This window comes from Micromonospora sp. NBC_01405, assembly GCF_045040155.1.
Taxonomy (GTDB): domain Bacteria; phylum Actinomycetota; class Actinomycetes; order Mycobacteriales; family Micromonosporaceae; genus Micromonospora.
The window spans coordinates 2133667-2148792 of sequence record NZ_CP109532.1; the positions used below are offsets into that span (position 1 = coordinate 2133667).

13 protein-coding genes and 2 pseudogenes are annotated in these 15126 nt (G+C 73.6%); 7 read left to right on the forward strand and 8 right to left on the reverse strand.

The window, feature by feature from the left end; translation table 11 throughout:
- Nucleotides 1-11: 11 nt before the first annotated feature.
- A complete protein-coding gene (locus OG559_RS08380) occupies nucleotides 12-1208 on the reverse strand; it encodes an acyl-CoA dehydrogenase family protein (protein ID WP_405116491.1) in 1197 nt (398 codons plus the stop codon).
- A gap of 174 nt (nucleotides 1209-1382) precedes the next feature.
- Between OG559_RS08380 and OG559_RS08385 the strand changes: the two genes are divergently transcribed.
- Entirely contained in the window at nucleotides 1383-1847 is a 465-nt protein-coding gene (locus OG559_RS08385) for a DUF4190 domain-containing protein (RefSeq protein ID WP_405114018.1), read from the forward strand.
- Between the two features lie 13 nt (nucleotides 1848-1860).
- Here OG559_RS08385 and OG559_RS08390 read toward each other — a convergent pair whose 3' ends face one another.
- A complete protein-coding gene (locus OG559_RS08390; RefSeq protein ID WP_396669867.1) occupies nucleotides 1861-2697 on the reverse strand; it encodes an SDR family NAD(P)-dependent oxidoreductase in 837 nt (278 codons plus the stop codon).
- Nucleotides 2698-2884: 187 nt separating this feature from the next.
- On the opposite strand from OG559_RS08390, the gene OG559_RS08395 reads away from it, so the two are divergent.
- Nucleotides 2885-3421 carry a DUF4190 domain-containing protein gene (locus OG559_RS08395; RefSeq protein WP_405114020.1) on the forward strand — a complete coding sequence of 179 codons (537 nt, stop codon included), beginning with the start codon at nucleotides 2885-2887 and terminating at the stop codon, nucleotides 3419-3421.
- A gap of 51 nt (nucleotides 3422-3472) precedes the next feature.
- Here the strand turns inward: OG559_RS08395 and OG559_RS08400 are convergent, their stop codons facing one another.
- Nucleotides 3473-4429 (reverse strand): HpcH/HpaI aldolase/citrate lyase family protein, encoded by a 957-nt coding sequence (locus OG559_RS08400; protein ID WP_405114022.1) that lies wholly within the window; start codon nucleotides 4427-4429, stop codon nucleotides 3473-3475.
- Nucleotides 4430-4561: 132 nt separating this feature from the next.
- On the opposite strand from OG559_RS08400, the gene OG559_RS08405 reads away from it, so the two are divergent.
- Nucleotides 4562-5389: an SDR family NAD(P)-dependent oxidoreductase gene (locus OG559_RS08405; RefSeq protein ID WP_405114024.1), complete on the forward strand. Its 828-nt coding sequence runs from the start codon at nucleotides 4562-4564 to the stop codon at nucleotides 5387-5389.
- A 36-nt stretch (nucleotides 5390-5425) separates the two neighbouring features.
- On the opposite strand, the gene OG559_RS08410 is transcribed toward OG559_RS08405, so the two are convergent.
- Both OG559_RS08410 and OG559_RS08415 read right to left on the reverse strand, forming a co-directional pair.
- On the reverse strand, nucleotides 5426-7585 hold the full coding sequence (locus tag OG559_RS08410) for an APC family permease (RefSeq protein ID WP_405114026.1): 2160 nt from the start codon (nucleotides 7583-7585) through the stop codon (nucleotides 5426-5428).
- A gap of 88 nt (nucleotides 7586-7673) precedes the next feature.
- Nucleotides 7674-8487: pseudogene (locus OG559_RS08415) on the reverse strand (DMT family transporter).
- A gap of 98 nt (nucleotides 8488-8585) precedes the next feature.
- On the opposite strand from OG559_RS08415, the gene OG559_RS08420 reads away from it, so the two are divergent.
- Complete coding sequence (locus OG559_RS08420) at nucleotides 8586-9284, forward strand: HAD family hydrolase (protein WP_405114027.1); 699 nt, start codon at nucleotides 8586-8588, stop codon at nucleotides 9282-9284.
- Between the two features lie 435 nt (nucleotides 9285-9719).
- Here OG559_RS08420 and OG559_RS08425 read toward each other — a convergent pair whose 3' ends face one another.
- Complete coding sequence (locus OG559_RS08425) at nucleotides 9720-10253, reverse strand: hypothetical protein (protein WP_405116493.1); 534 nt, start codon at nucleotides 10251-10253, stop codon at nucleotides 9720-9722.
- A gap of 62 nt (nucleotides 10254-10315) precedes the next feature.
- Nucleotides 10316-11185 carry a PhzF family phenazine biosynthesis protein gene (locus OG559_RS08430; RefSeq protein WP_405114029.1) on the reverse strand — a complete coding sequence of 290 codons (870 nt, stop codon included), beginning with the start codon at nucleotides 11183-11185 and terminating at the stop codon, nucleotides 10316-10318.
- Nucleotides 11186-11218: 33 nt separating this feature from the next.
- On the opposite strand from OG559_RS08430, the gene OG559_RS08435 reads away from it, so the two are divergent.
- From OG559_RS08435 to OG559_RS08445, 3 genes and pseudogenes are all read left to right on the forward strand, one after another.
- Nucleotides 11219-12502, forward strand: a complete 1284-nt coding sequence (locus OG559_RS08435; protein WP_405114031.1) for a magnesium transporter MgtE N-terminal domain-containing protein — start codon at nucleotides 11219-11221, stop codon at nucleotides 12500-12502.
- Nucleotides 12495-12990, forward strand: a pseudogene (locus OG559_RS08440) (DUF1003 domain-containing protein); the annotation flags it as partial. The gene OG559_RS08435 and the pseudogene OG559_RS08440, both read left to right, overlap by 8 nt.
- A gap of 414 nt (nucleotides 12991-13404) precedes the next feature.
- Nucleotides 13405-14553, forward strand: coding sequence for an Mrp/NBP35 family ATP-binding protein (locus OG559_RS08445; protein ID WP_405114033.1), 1149 nt, complete (start codon nucleotides 13405-13407; stop codon nucleotides 14551-14553).
- 88 nt (nucleotides 14554-14641) lie between these two features.
- Here OG559_RS08445 and OG559_RS08450 read toward each other — a convergent pair whose 3' ends face one another.
- The gene (locus tag OG559_RS08450) at nucleotides 14642-15067 is read right to left on the reverse strand and encodes a preprotein translocase subunit TatB (RefSeq protein ID WP_396669205.1); all 426 of its coding nucleotides are present in this window, start codon (nucleotides 15065-15067) and stop codon (nucleotides 14642-14644) included.
- Nucleotides 15068-15126 lie beyond the last annotated feature (59 nt).

The window sequence follows — 15126 nt, forward strand, 5'->3', positions numbered from 1 at the left end:
GACCGGGCCGGTCAGAGCTTGTACTCCTTGAGCAGGCCACGCGAGATGATCGTCTTTTGGATCTCCGAGGTGCCCTCGCCGATGAGCAGGAACGGGGCCTCCCGCATCAGCCGCTCGATCTCGTACTCCTTGGAGTAGCCGTAGCCGCCGTGGATGCGGAAGGCCTCCTGGACCACCTCGGCGCAGTACTCGGAGGCGAGCAGCTTGGCCATCCCGGCCTCGACGTCGTTGCGCTGGCCGGCGTCCTTGAGCCGGGCGGCGTTGACCATCAGGGCGTGCGCGGCCTCGATCTTCGTGCCCATCTCGGCGAGCTTGAAGGCGATCGCCTGGTGCTTCGCCAGCGGCTGGCCGAAGGTCTTCCGCTGCTGGGCGTACGCGACGGCCAGCTCGAAGGCGCGGATGGAGATGCCGCAGGCGCGGGCGGCGACGTTGACCCGGCCGACCTCGATGCCGTCCATCATCTGGTAGAAACCGCGACCGACCTTGTCCGGTCCGCCGAGCACGGTGGAGGCGGGGACGGTGACGCCGTCGAGGACCATCTCGGTGGTCTCGACGCCCTTGTAGCCCATCTTGTCGATCTTGCCGGGGATGGTCAGGCCGGGCGCGGTCTCGCCGAAGCCGGGCTCCTTCTCCAGCAGGAAGGTGCTCATGTTGCCGTACACCGAGTCGGCACCGGTGTCGGTCCTGACCAGGGTCGCCACCACCGAGGAGTACGCCCCGTTGGTCAGCCACATCTTCTGGCCGTTCAGGACGTAGTTGTCGCCGTCGCGGACCGCCCTGGACTTGATCGCCGAGACGTCGGAGCCACACTCGGGCTCGGACATGGAGAACGCGCCGCGCACCGCGCCGGTCGCCATTCGCGGCAGCAGCCGGGCCTGCTGCTCGGCCGAGCCGTGCTGGGAGATCAGGTACGCCACGATGAAGTGGGTGTTGACGATGCCGGAGATCGACATCCAGCCCCGGGACAGCTCCTCGACCACCAGGGCGTAGGTCAGCAGGGACTCGCCGAGCCCGCCGTGCTCCTCGGCGATGGTCAGGCCGAACAGCCCCATCTCGCGCATCCCGTCGAGGATGTCGGTGGGGTACTCGTCGGCGTGCTCCAGCCGCTGCGCGTGCGGGATGATCTCCTTGTCGGCGAACTCCCGGACGGTTTCCAGGATCGACCGCTGCACGTCGGTCAGGCCGGGCGTCTGGGCGAGTCGGGCCATCTCAGCCTCCGGGGATCGGCGCATTACTCATGGGTAACTGAACGCTCGGTCAGTATCGACCTCCCGGCCGGCGAGGCCAAGGCAACCTGTCCACACAACCGCTGTGAAAAGGTTCACCGCTGCGGGTAGCGTCCGCAACAGGGCAGGTCACCAAGGGTGCGCGGGAGGGGCCGAATGAGTTATCCACCGCAGGAACCGGACCAGCCGCCGTCGCCGTACGAGCCGCCGCCCGGCGAGCCCGGCCAGTCGGGCCCGCCCTCGGGATACGGGCAGTACGGGCAACCGGGCCAGTACGGCCCACCCCAGAGCTACGGGCAGTACGGCCAGCAAGGGCAGTACTCCGACCAGCCAGGGCAGTACGGCCAGCCGGCGCAGTACCCCGGCCAGCCGCCGCCCGGCCGGGCGACGAACATCCTCGCCGTGCTGGCGCTGGTTTTCGCGTTCGTCTTCCCGCCTGCCGGCATCGTGTTCGGGCACGTGGCCAAGCAGCAGCTCCGGCGCACCGGCGAGGAGGGCGACCAGCTCGCCACCTGGGGCCTGATCCTCGGCTACCTCTTCACCGCGATCGGCCTGCTGGCCTGCTGCGGTTGGATGGCGCTGACGATCTGGGGCAGCTCCGGCGGCGGCTCCTACAACTGACGCCCGGGCCGGGTCACCGGAACTGAGCCTCCCGCACGCTGTTCCCGCCGTCCACCACCAGCATCTGCCCGGTGATGTACGACGCGGCGGGCGAGCAGAGGAACGCGATCGCGGCGGCCACCTCGTCCGGGGTGCCGGGGCGGCCCACCGGGGTGCCGAGCCCCTGCCGGATCTCCGCCACGGTGGAGGCGGCCGTGTGGATGGTCCCCGGGGCCACCGAGTTCACCGTCACCCCGTCGGCGATCATCTCCATCGCCAGCGCCCGGGTCAGGCCGACCACGCCCGCCTTCGCGGCGGCGTACGCCGCCTCGGTGGGCAGGGCGTTGACCGGGCCTGCGGTGGCCGCCAGGTTGACGATCCGCCCCCAGCCACGCTCGGCCATCCCGCCGATGAACGCGCGGCTGCACAGGAACGCGGTGGTCAGGTTCCGCTCGATCTCGCCGTGCCACTCCGCGTAGCTGAGCTGGGCCACCGGGCGTAGCACCTCGGGGCTGGCCCGGCTGGCCAGGCCGGCGTTGTTGACCAGCACCTCCACGTCGCCGAGTTGCTCGGCGACCGCGTCGGCGAGCGCTCCGACCTCCGACTCGTCGGTGAGGTCGGCGACGAACCCGGTCACCCCCAGCTCGCCGGCCCGTTCGTGGATGCGCCGGGTGGTGGACACGATGGCCACCCGGGCGCCCAGGTCGGCCAGCCGACGGGCCGTGGCGTACCCGATGCCGTCGGGGCTGCCGGCCCCGGTGACCAGGGCGACCCTGCCGTCGAGCCGCATGGTGACGGGGTCGGCCAGCGGCGCCGGGGCGTCCTGGTCGGCCGGGGCCGTCGCGGCGGTGGCCCGGCCGCGCCGGGCCAGGCCCGGTCGGCTCGCGTCCCGCCGCGGTCGGCTTCCGGAACGGTCCGCGGACCGCGCGTCTGCTGCCATGCCGAGATCCTGCCCGCTACGCCCCCGCCGGGCAACGCGGCACCCGGTAACGGGGGCCTCTCATTCTGGGCGGGCCTGGCTACCCTGACCGCGCACCCTCGACAGACGGAGAGAACCGATGACATATCCGCCGCCGTCCGGCACCGACCCCTGGTCCCAGCCGTCCACCCCGCCCGTCGACCCCACCCTGCCGGTCAGCGGGCAGCCGGTCCCCGGCCAGCCGACGGGCGCGGACCCGTACGCGCCCGACCCGTACGCGCCCGTCGACCCGTATGCGGGAATGAAGTCGGGGCAGCCCGCGCCTGCCGCCGACCCGTACGCCGTGCCCGGCTACGCACCCGCCGGCTACCCGCCGGCCGGCTACCCCGGGTACGGGTACCCGCAGCCGCCGAGGACCAACGGCCTGGCCATCGCGGCACTGGTGCTCGCCCTGGTCGGCTTCGCCTCCTGCATCACCGCGCCGGTCGGCGCGATCATGGGTCACGTCGCCCAGAAGCAGATCCGGCAGACCGGCGAGGGCGGGGAGGGGATGGCGAAGGCGGCCATCATCGTCGGCTGGATCCTCACCGGCCTGATAGTGCTGGGGATCATCTTCTACATCGTGATGATCGGCATCGCGATCTACGCGGGCAGCACGAGCAGCGGCAGCTACTGACGCTGGGCCGGTGCTACCCGGTGCCGCCCCGCGCCCCGGGGCGGCACCGGGTCACCCCGCTGGGGGCGTGAAGCTGGAGGTGCGGGTCAGCCCGGCCGCGCGCCCCTTGGCCGCGATCACCAGGGCCATCTTGCGGGACGCCTCGTCGATCATCTCGTCGCCGAGCATCACCGCGCCGAGCCGGCCGCCCGCCTCCGAGGTGTAGTGCTCGTACGCGTCGAGGATCAGCTCCGCGTGGTCGTAGTCGGCCTGGGCCGGCGAGTAGACCTCGTTCGCGGCGTCGATCTGCCCGGGGTGCAGCACCCACTTGCCGTCGAAGCCCAGCGCGGCCGACCGACCGGCCACCTCCCGGAACGCGTCGACGTCCCGGATCTGCAGGAACGGGCCGTCGATGGCCTGCTTGTCGTGCATCCGGGCGGCCATCAGGATGCGCATCAGGATGTAGTGGTACGGGTCGCCCGGGTACTCGGGGATCAGCGCGCCCACCACCAGGGACCTCATGTTGATCGAGGCCATGAAGTCGGCCGGCCCGAAGATGATGGTCTCCACCCGGGACGACGCGGCGGCGATGGCGTCGACGTTGACCAGTCCGGCGGCGTTCTCGATCTGTGCCTCGATGCCGATCCGGCCAACCTCGAGGCCGAGGGTCTTCTCGAGCTGGGTGAGCGTCAGGTCCAGCCACTGCACCTGGGCGGCGTTCTGCACCTTCGGCAACATCACGCAGTCCAGGTTGGCGCCGGCCCCCTCGACAACCTCGATCACGTCCCGGTACGTCCACGGGGTGGTGAGGTCGTTGACCCGGACCACCCGGGTCTTGCCGGCCCAGTCGCCCTCGTTGAGCGCGGCCACGATGTTCTTGCGCGCGTCCGGCTTGGCCAGCGGGGCCACCGCGTCCTCCAGGTCCAGGAAGACCTGGTCAGCGGGGAGGCCCTGGGCCTTACCGAGCATCTTGACGCTGGAACCGGGCACGGCGAGGCAGGACCGGCGAGGACGACCGACAGCGGCCATGGATGCGCTCCTTCCCGCGTCGGCGGACCGGCCGACGGGCTGACGGGGCCCGCCGCGCCGGCGGACTTAACGATCGCAAAGGTGTTTGTGACGCCACGGTAGCCTCGTGCCGTGACCGGGGTGAATGGACCTGTGGAAGATCTCACTGGGCGTCGGATCGTGGTGGTGACCGGAGCCAGCTCCGGCATCGGACTGGCCGCCGCCGTGGACCTGGCGCGCCGCGGTGACCGGGTGGCGCTGGTCGGCCGGGACCCGGCCCGCCTCCAGGCGGCCGGCGACCGCGTGCGGGACGCCAGCGGCGAGCGGCCCGAACTGTTCCGGGCCGACTTCGCGGTCCTCGACGACGTGCGAGGGCTGGCGGAACGGCTGCGAGCCGCGTACGACCGGATCGACGTGCTGGCCAACAACGCCGGGGCGATCGTGCTGCGCCCGGTCACCACGATCGACGGGTTCGAGCTGTCGATGCAGGCCAACCACCTGGCCCCGTTCCTGCTCAGCACCCTGCTACGGGATCGGGTCGGCAGGCTGGTGGTCACCGCCTCCGGGGCGCACCGCAGCGGCGTACTGGACCCGGACGACCTCAACGCCACGCTGCGCGGCTACCGGCCGATGCGCGCGTACGGCACCAGCAAGCAGGCGAACATCCTGTTCACCGCCGAGGCGGCCCGCCGCTGGCCGGAGATCCCCGCGTACTGCTTCCACCCGGGTGTGGTGCGGACCCGGTTCGGCGCGGACAGCCGGCTGGTGGCCCTGGGCATGCGGGTCCTGCCGTTCCGCAGCCCGGAGAAGGGCGCCGAGACGCTGGTCTGGCTCGCCGACCAGGAGCCGGCCAGGCTGACGTCCGGCGGCTACTACGCCGACCGGCGGCCCCGCCGACCGCTGCGCAAGGCCGCCGACCCGCGGCTCGCCGCCCGCCTCTGGACGGCCAGCGCGGAGGCGGTCGGCGTCGACGCCGGGTAGCCCGCCAACCGCCACGCGGCACCGGTCGCGCCCGTCTCACCCGGGCAGGTGCACCGGGACGCTGGTCACCACCACCCCGGCCAGCTCCCGCAGCGCCCGGCGCAGCCGCCGCTCCGCCTGACTGTGCAACGGCCGGTGCCAGGGGTGGCGCAGCACCACCTCAGGCACGATCACGGTGAGCACCAGATCGGCCCTGGAGGCGTGCAGCGCCTCCAGGTAGTGGGCCAGCGGCCCGATCACCGCCCGGTACGGCGACACGATCGTCTCCAGCCGCAGGTGGTCCCCCCACGCCTCCCACTGTCCACGGAACCGGTCTGCCTCCTCCTCGTTCGGGGCGAGGTGCACCGCCAGGGTCGGCTGCCCGAGCGACGCCGCGTACGCGAGGGCGCGCAGCGAGGCCCGGTTGAGCCGGGCCACCGGCACCACCACCAGGTGCCGGATCTGCTGTGGCACCTCCTGCCCCTCGGCAGGCAGGGGCGACCCGGGGGACGCCGGGAAAGTGCCGGGCGGGCGCAGCGCCAGCGCCCGGTCCAACCGCCGGTAGTGCCGCTGCACCCGGTGGAAGAGCAGCACCAGCAGCGGCACGGCGACGACCACCACCCAGGCGCCCTCGGCGAACTTGGCGACCGCGGCGGTCAGCAGGACCAACCCGGACAGCGTCGCGCCGACCGCGTTGACCGCCAGCCGACGCTGCCAGCGCCGCCCCCGGCGGCGACGCCAGTGCACCACCATCCCGGTCTGGGAGAGGGTGAACGCCAGGAACACCCCGACCGCGTAGAGCGGGATCAGCGCCTCGGTGTGCCCCCCGAAGACGACGAAGACGAGCGCCGCCGTGACGGAGAGGGCGACGAGGCCGCTGCCGAACGCCAGCCTGTCCCCCATGTGCAGGAACCGGCGCGGGGCGTGCCCGGCCCGGGCCATGAAGAACAGCAGCCGGGGGAAGTCGTTGAAGGCGGTGTTGGCGGCCAGCAGCAGAATCAGCGCGGTGGCTGCCTGCACCAGCGCGTACCAGGGGCCGGTGGGGAAGCTGCTCCGGGCGAGCTGGGACAGCAGCGTCTGACCCGGCCTGGGTGCCAGGCCGTTCAGGTGGATCAGCACGACGATGCCGGCGAACAGGGCCACCAGCATGGCGACCATCCAGCTCAGGGTGGTGCGGGCGTTGCGCCACTCCGGCGGACGGAACGCCGGAACCGCGTTGGACACCGCCTCGATGCCGGTCATCGACACCGCCCCGGAGGCGAACGCCCGCAGCACCAGCAGCAGGCCCAGCCCCTCGGCCGCCGGCACGTCCGGCGGCGGCAGCGCCGCGAACCCCCGGCCGCCCGCCCGGAGGAAGCCGGCGCCGAGCACCGCCAGCAGCGCGGCGATGAAGGCGTACGTGGGGAGCACGAAGATGTTCCCGGCGGTACGCACGCCCCGGAGGTTGCCGGCGAGCAGCATCGCGATCACCAGCACGCCGAGCGGGACGGTGAGCCCGGTGAGCCCGGGCAGGGCCGAGGTGACGGCGTGGATGCCGGCGGCCACCGACACCGACACCGTCAGCACGTAATCGATCATCAGCCCGGCCGCCGCGGTGAGCCCGGCACCGGCACCCAGGTTGTCGCCGGCCACGATGTACGAGCCGGCACCGTGCGGGTAGGCCGGAATGGTCTGCCGGTAGGAGATTCCGACCGCGACCATCAGCAGCACCAGCAACGCGCCCAGCGGCAACGACAACCCGAGCGCGGCGCCACCGGCCAGCACCAGCACGGTCAGCATGGCCTCCGGCCCGTACGCCACCGAGCTGAGCAGGTCGGAGGAGAGCACCGGCAGGGCGACCAGCTTGCGCATCCGCTCGTACAGCACGGCCGCGCTGCTCAGCGGCGGGCCGAGCAGCACCCGGCGGAGCCGGCCGAGGCCGCGACCGAGACGGGAGCCGGGCAGGTTCGCCGGCTCGGTGGCGACCAGCTCGTCGGGCTCCCCGGCCTGGAACATCTCGATCGGCGCCAGCCGGCCGAACCGCCTCGGGGCGGGCCGGCGGCGGTACCGCCCGAGGGTCGGGTCCACCGGCAGTTCACCCACCGGCCCCGGCCGGTCCCGCCGGGTCACCTGCCACCGTTCCCCGATCCGCCGCAGCGACCCCAGTTCCTCCGGCCCCAGCGCCGGGAACTCCGCCGCCGGGGTGACGACAGTCCCCTCCCCACCGCCTTCGCCCATCCCACCGCCCCTCTCCCCTCGCACTGTCGCCGAAGAGGTGCGCCGGGGCGGGCGGAATCGCGACACTCGCCCCGGAAAGTACGCGGAGTCAGGCCGGCGGACGCTCGGTGAGCGGGGCCGCGTCGGCCGGCAGCGGAGTGGGGACGACCCGGCGGCCGGCACGCGCCCCGCCGAGCACCACCACGACGACGCCCACCAGCAGTAGCGCGAGCCCGGGCAGCGCGGTGGCCCGGGGGAGCTGGCCGAGCCAGGCCCAGGCGATCAGGGCGGCCCACCGTCAGCAGGACCAGCGCGCACACCCCGTAGCAGACGGTGGTGTACGTGGTGGTGCTGACCGCCCTGCGGGCCCGCTCCCCGAGGGCGGTGTAGACCGCGGCGAACATGCCGCCGGCCAGCGCGAGCAGGTCGCCGGCGAACGCCGGGCCGGAGACGCCGAGGTCGGCCCCCGAGGCGAGCGCCGCGCCGCCGACCGACACCCCGATGCCGGCCCAGACCGCCGCCGGCAGCCGGCGCCCCTGGCCACGGGCGATCAGCCCCTGCCAGACCGGTTGGGTGGCGACCAGGGCGGTGGCCGCGGCCACCGAGGTGAGTCGGACGCTCGGCATCCAGGTGGCGAAGTGGGCGGCCAGCGCGACCCCGGAGAGCACGCAGTACCAGCCCTCGCGCCGGCCCACGCCGACGGTCAGCGCCCGGAACTCGGCCCGCCGCCGGGCCAGCGCGAACGGGCCGAGCACGCCGACCGAGAGCAGGTTCCGCCAGAAGGCGATCGCCAGGGCCGGCGCGGCCGCGAAGGCGACCAGCGGCCCGGACGAGGAGACCGCGACGACGGCCAGGGCGACGACACCGACGGTCGGCGCGTCGACCGGCGGGCGGTGCTGCGGGGATACGGACACGGAAAGCAATCCTCACACGGCACGGGACACCACAGAACGTCAGCGCTCCGTTACGATCATGGAATTCCGTCGGCGACCCTCCCCTCGACGCCCGGAGGCACCTCCCCATGCCCGTCTTTCATGCGGTGCTGTTCGACTTCTTTGGCACACTCACCCGTTCCGTGCAGCGCGGCACGGCCCACCGGTCCACCGCCGAACTGCTCGGTTGCCCGGTCGAGGCGCTCGCCGCCGTGCTCGACCGCAGCTATTACGAGCGCGCCAGCGGGCGGTTCGGCGACGCCCGGGCGACCCTGCGCTGGGTCTGCGACCAGGCCGGGGTGAACCCGCCGGAGAGCGCGCTGCGCGCGGCGGTCCGGTCCCGGCACCGGGCGGTCCGGGCCGACACCCGGCTGCGCGACGAGGCGGTGCCCGTGCTGGCGGCGCTGCGCCAGCGCGGCCTGGGCACCGGGCTGGTCAGCGACTGCACCCACGAACTGCCGGCTTTCCTGCCCCAGTTGGCCGTCGACCCGCTGCTCGACGTGCGGGTCTTCTCGGTGGAACTCGGTCGCTGCAAGCCCGACCCGGCGCTCTACCTGGCCGCGTGCCGGCTGCTGGGGCTGCCGCCGACCGACTGCCTGTACGTCGGCGACGGGGGCAGCCGGGAGCTCACCGGCGCGAAGCAGGCGGGCCTGACGGCGGTGCGGCTGGCTGCCCCGGACCTGGCCGAGCACATGGTGTTCGACGCCGAGCCGGACTGGACCGGGCCCGTGCTCCGCTCGCTGACCGAGGTCATCGACCTGGTGGACCCGGCCGCCGTGCCGGCCTGACCCGCCACGCGGTCGGCCGCCCGGCTCCGGACCGAACGGGCTCCGGCAGCGGGCCGACCGGGCGTACGCGCCCTGGCCTTCCCTCGTTGTCCTGGTCGCCTTTGCCCTCCCTACGGCCCTCGCTGCCCTCGCTGCCCTGTCCGCCCTCGCCACCTCGCCGCCCTCGCCACCTAACCGCCGTCGCCACCTTGCCACCCTGGCCGCCGATCCTGGGTGCCCCGACTGTCCGGCCAGCCCTCGGTTGCGCCCTATGGAGCTGCCCCGTTCGTGCTACCGCCGACCCGGTAGCGCAACCGGGGCAGCTCCATAGGGCGCGCTGGGCATCACCCCGGCGCAGCCATGCCTTGACGGCTACGGGCCGCCCGGCCGGCACTCTCGACCGCGCTCCGCGCTCCGGGCTGCGGCGAGGGACCCCAGTCTCGCGGGGCGGACGGCTCAGCGGCGGCGGACCCGGTGCAGGCGGAAGGGACTGCGAGTGACCCGGACCACTGGGGCCGGTCGGGGCGGCTCAGCGAGCGAGGAGTCCGGGAGCCGGTCGCCGGCTGCAGGGTCGCCGGCCGGAACCAGCCGAACCAGGGCGCAGCCCTCGGCGGCCCACCGCCGCACCAGGTCGGCCGTGGGGCCGGGGGCGTTGAGCCGCTTGGCGGCCACCGTCGGGGCCAGGGCCGTCCACTCCTCGCTGTCGGGAGTCACCCGGGCCACCCGGGCCGGCCAGGCCACGATCCGCCCGCCGTGGTCGCCACGCAGGGTGACCTGCGCCTCGGCCGCCTCTGCCAGGCCGGGTGCCGCCTGCTCGCCGGGACCGCTCACCACCAGGAGCGACCCCTCGAACGGTACGCACCACAGCGCCCGCGCCGGCTCGCCCGCGACGCCCACCCAGGCGACAGCCGCCTTCTTCACCGCCTCGTCGACCAGGGGCGTCGCGACCCGCTCATCCACCTCGTCCGTCACCCCGGCATCCTCCCGCATGTCCTCGGGCCCGCGCGACCGCACCGCCATCACGGTCGCGCCTTGCCGACCCGGCGCGCCACTCAGCCGACGAAGGGCGGGACGGCGATCTCGCCCCGGGCCACCGCCACCACGTCGCCGGTCACCGTGGCGCCGACCGCGGCGCCGTGGGCCGCCGTGACCGTGCAGGCCAGGAAGGACGGGCGGTTGATCTCGGCGCCCTGTCGGACGGCGTAGGAGGAACGGCCGTCGCCCGGCAGCAGGCCGCTGGCGACCAGCCACACCCCGAGCCCGAGGGCGGCCGACCCGGTCGCCGGGTCCTCCGAGACGCCGTGCCCGGGCACGAACACCCGGGCGTGTGCGGTTTGCGAGTCGGCCTCCCAGGAGAAGACGCTGACATGCTCGATCCCGTACCGCTCCGCCGCCGCCGTGTTGACCCGGGCGCGGGCCACCGCGTCCGGCCGCACCGGCAGGTACGGGAACTCCAGCCCGCAGCCGGCCACCCGGGGGGCCGGGCCGGCGTGGTCGTCGGCGGTCAGGCCGGTCATCTCCAGCAGCGGCTCCAGGTCCAACTCGGGGCCGAGGGTGGGAATGCCGCCGGTCAGCGTCGCGCCGATCGCGGTCACCTCGATCGGCAGCGCCCCCGCCCCGCACTCCTGGGTGACCTGCCCTACGCCGAACATCCCGCGCCGGCTCGCGGTCACCGCCGCGCCGACGCTGGGGTGCCCGGCGAACGGCAGCTCGCCGGTGGGGGTGAAGATCCGCGCCCGGTAGGTGACCCCGGCCTGCGTGGGAGGCAGCACGAACACCGTCTCGGACAGGTTGAACTCCAGCGCGAGCGCCTGCATCTGCTCGGTGGCCAGCCCTTCGGCGCCGAACACCACGGCCAGCGGGTTGCCGGCGAAGGGGCGGTCGGTGAAGACGTCCACGATCTCGTACGCCAAGGTCGACATGTTGATAAACAGTAGGCGCTTAGGCTGGTGCCCGTGAGCACGCCGAACCGGGTCTACATCGCCCGACTCGCCGGAGTCGCCGTCTTCGACCCGAACGGTGACCAGGTAGGACGGGTGCGGGACGCGGTCGCCCGGATCCGGCCGACCCAGCGCCCGCCCGAGGTCGTGGGTCTGGTGGCGGAGATGCCGATGCGCCGGCGGATCTTCCTGTCCATCAACCGGATCACCTCCATCGACGCCGACGCGGTGGTGCTCGGCACCGGCACCCTCAACCTGCGCCGGTTCGAGAAGCGCCCCAACGAGCTGCTGGTGCTCCAGGAGCTGCTGGACCGGCGGGTGCAGATCGACCCGGGCGGCCAGCCGGGCGCGGTGGTCGACGTGGCGATGGAGTGCAGCCGGGGCGGCGAGTGGTCGCTGAGCCGGGTGGCCGTCCGCGAACACACTGGCCGGCTCACCCGCCGTGGCCACCTCCAGCAGGTCGACTGGGACCGGGTGCGCGGCCTGAGCGGCATCGGCGAGAACCGGGGTACGGCGAACCTGCTCGCCGTACTGGAGGACATGCGACCGGCCGACCTGGCCAACGCCCTCCAGGACCTGCCCGACGCCCGACGAAACGAGGTGGCGGCGGCGCTGGACGACGAGCGGCTGGCCGACGTGCTCAGCGAGCTGCCCGAGCGCGACCAGGTGGAGATCCTCGCCGCGCTGGACCGGGAGCGGGCCGCGGACGTGCTGGAGGAGATGGACCCGGACGACGCCGCCGACCTGCTCAACGAGCTGCCCCCGTCCGAGCAGGACATGCTGCTCGACCTGATGGAGCCGAACGAGGCAGACCCGGTACGCCAGCTGCTGAAGTACACCTCCGGTACGGCCGGCAGCGTGATGACCTCGGAGCCGGTGATCCTGCCCCCGGACGCCACGGTCGCCGAGGCCCTCGCCCGGATCCGGGAGGAGCACCTCTCCCCTGCGGTGGCCGCCCAGGTCTTCGTGACCCGCGCGCCGATGACCACCCCGACCGGGCGTTTCCTGGGCATGGTGCACTTCCAGCGGCTGCTCCGCGAGCCGCCGGCCGACCTGCTCGGCGGGGTGGTGGTCAACGACATCGACCCGCTGCGCCCCGCCACGCCGCTGCCGGAGATCACCCGCCGGATGGCCACGTACGACCTGGTCGCCATGCCGGTGGTGGACCGGAACAACCGGCTGGTCGGTGCGGTCACGGTCGACGACGTGCTGGACCACTCGTTGCCGCGCGACTGGCGGGACCGGGACGCCGAGTCCGCCCCGAGCGGGCCCGTGGTGCTGGACGGCGCGGATGAGTGAGCAGCGTCGGGCCGAGCGGCTGGACCAGCCGCGCGAGCCCCGGGGGGTGAAGCTGCCCAGGTTCGACGCGGAGGCGTTCGGCCGCTGGTCCGAGGGGATCGCCCGGGGCATGGGCACGGCCAACTTCATCGTCTACATGACGGTGGTGATCGCCGCCTGGTTCGTCTGGAACACGCTGGCCCCGGCGAGCCTGCGTTTCGACCCGTACACCTTCACCTTCCTGACCCTGGTGCTCTCCCTCCAGGCCTCGTACGCGGCGCCGCTGATCCTGCTCGCGCAGAACCGGCAGACGGACCGGGACCGGGTGGGGATGGAGGAGGACCGGCGCCGGGCGACGATGCAGAAGGCGGACACGGAGTACCTGGCCCGGGAGGTCGCCGCGCTGCGGATCGCGCTGGGCGAGGTGGCGACCCGGGACTTCCTCCGCTCGGAGCTGGCCCGGCTGGCCGAGGAGCTGGACGAGGCCACCCAGCGCCGGCAACGGCTGGAGCGCGGGCAGCAGGACAAGCCGGCCCCCCACAGGGCCGGGGAGCCCCGCGCTCGCGGAGAACGACGTGGTCGCGGGGAGCATCGTGGTTCCCGGGAGGCCCGTGGGGCCGACGAGACGGCTGAGGCCAGGCAGACGCGTGAGGCCAGGGAGGCGCTCAAGGCCGGGGAGCCGCCTGGGGCCGGGGAGCCGCTCGACGAGCCGATCGACGAACTGGACGGCGACTTTGCCCAGGACGGCCGCCCGGAGGGCCCAGCCCCCGGGAAGCCTGATGGGCCGGACCGGGAACGCTGACGGGCCGGACCGGGAACGCTCCGGCCGGGAGCCCGCAGCGGTGGCCGTCGGGGCCATCGATTCGCTCACACCGGTCCCGCCGGCGGCCGGCACGGATCGCCCCCGACGTAGCATTGCGGGCATGTCAGCACCCGTCAGCACCGTCGAGGACGCCATCCAGGCCGCCCTGGCCACCGTCGACGACCCGGAGATCCGCCGGCCCATCACCGATCTCGGCATGGTCCGCTCCGCCCAGGTCGGCGACGACGGCGTGGTCCGGGTCGAGCTGCTGCTCACCGTGGCCGGCTGCCCGCTGAAGGACAAGCTGCGTACCGACATCACCGCCGCCGTGGGCGCGGTGCCCGGGGTGACCGGGGTGGAGATCGAGTTCGGGGTGATGAGCCCCGAGCAGCGGCAGGGTCTCCAGGCGAAGCTGCGCGGCGGCGGTGCCGCCGCGGAGCCGGTCATCCCGTTCGCCCAGCCCGGCTCCCGCACCCGCGTCTACGCGGTGGCCAGCGGCAAGGGCGGCGTGGGCAAGTCCAGCGTCACGGTCAACCTGGCCGCCGCGCTGGCCGCCCGGGGCCTGTCGGTGGGCGTGGTGGACGCCGACATCTACGGACACTCGGTGCCCCGGATGCTCGGCACGGACGCCCGTCCCACCCGCGTCGAGGACATGATCATGCCGCCGCAGTCGCACGGCGTGAAGGTCATCTCGATCGGCATGTTCACCGCCGGCAACGCCGCCGTGGTGTGGCGCGGCCCGATGCTGCACCGGGCGTTGCAGCAGTTCCTGGCCGACGTCTACTGGGGCGAGCTGGACGTGCTCCTGCTGGACCTGCCCCCGGGCACCGGCGACGTGGCCATCTCGCTGGCCCAGCTCCTGCCGAACGCGGAGATCCTCGTGGTGACCACCCCGCAGGCCGCCGCCGCCGAGGTGGCCGAGAGGGCCGGCGCGATCGCGGTGCAGACCCACCAGCGAGTGGTCGGCGTGATCGAGAACATGTCCTGGCTGGAACTGCCCGACGGCACCCGGATGGAGGTCTTCGGCTCCGGCGGCGGCGAGGTGGTCGCCGAGTCGCTGACCCGGACGATCGGCGCCCAGGTGCCGCTGCTGGGTCAGATCCCGCTGGACACCCGGGTCCGGGAGTCCGGCGACGCCGGCAACCCGATCGTGCTGGCCGAGCCGGAGTCGCCGGCGGCGAAGGCCCTGAACGGGGTCGCCGACCGGCTGGCGGTGCGGCGGGAGTCCCTGCTCGGCAAGCCGCTCGGCCTCAAGCCCGCCGGCCGCTGACCCGGCCACCCGTCGTATCGAACGGGGGCGGCGTGCCCCGTACCGGAGCGCGTCGTCCCCGTTCGGCTCCCAGCCCGGGGCGACCCGGTCAGGTGGCGTCGTCGTAGCTGGCCGTGCGGGGGGCGGGGGCCGTCGCGGGGCCACCCGCGGCCGAACCGCCAGGGGTCTTCGTCCGCAGGTCCACCGAGGCGGCCACGTCCTTGAGGTCGTCGTGCACGCCGGTGACGTCGGCCCGCAGGTTGTCGTACACGCCCTGGAGGGGCTTCCGGATCGCCTGCTCGTCCTCCTCGCTGAGCAGGTGCTTGCGGATGAACGCCTTCGGGTGCAGGTCCTCAAGCTGGATGTCGGTGCCCAGTTCGCGGCTGAGGTCGCCGGTCGCGTTGCGGGCCATGGCGCGCAGGTTGCGGACCATCCGCAGCCCGTCGTTGATCACGACGGGCAGCCGGTCACCGAAGATCAGCAGCGCCAGGAGCAGCAGCGCACCGATCTCCCACCAGTTCAGGTTGTCGAACACTGCTGGGCCTCCTCGTCGGCGTCAGCCAAGACTACGCACGTCGGACGCCCGACCGGGAG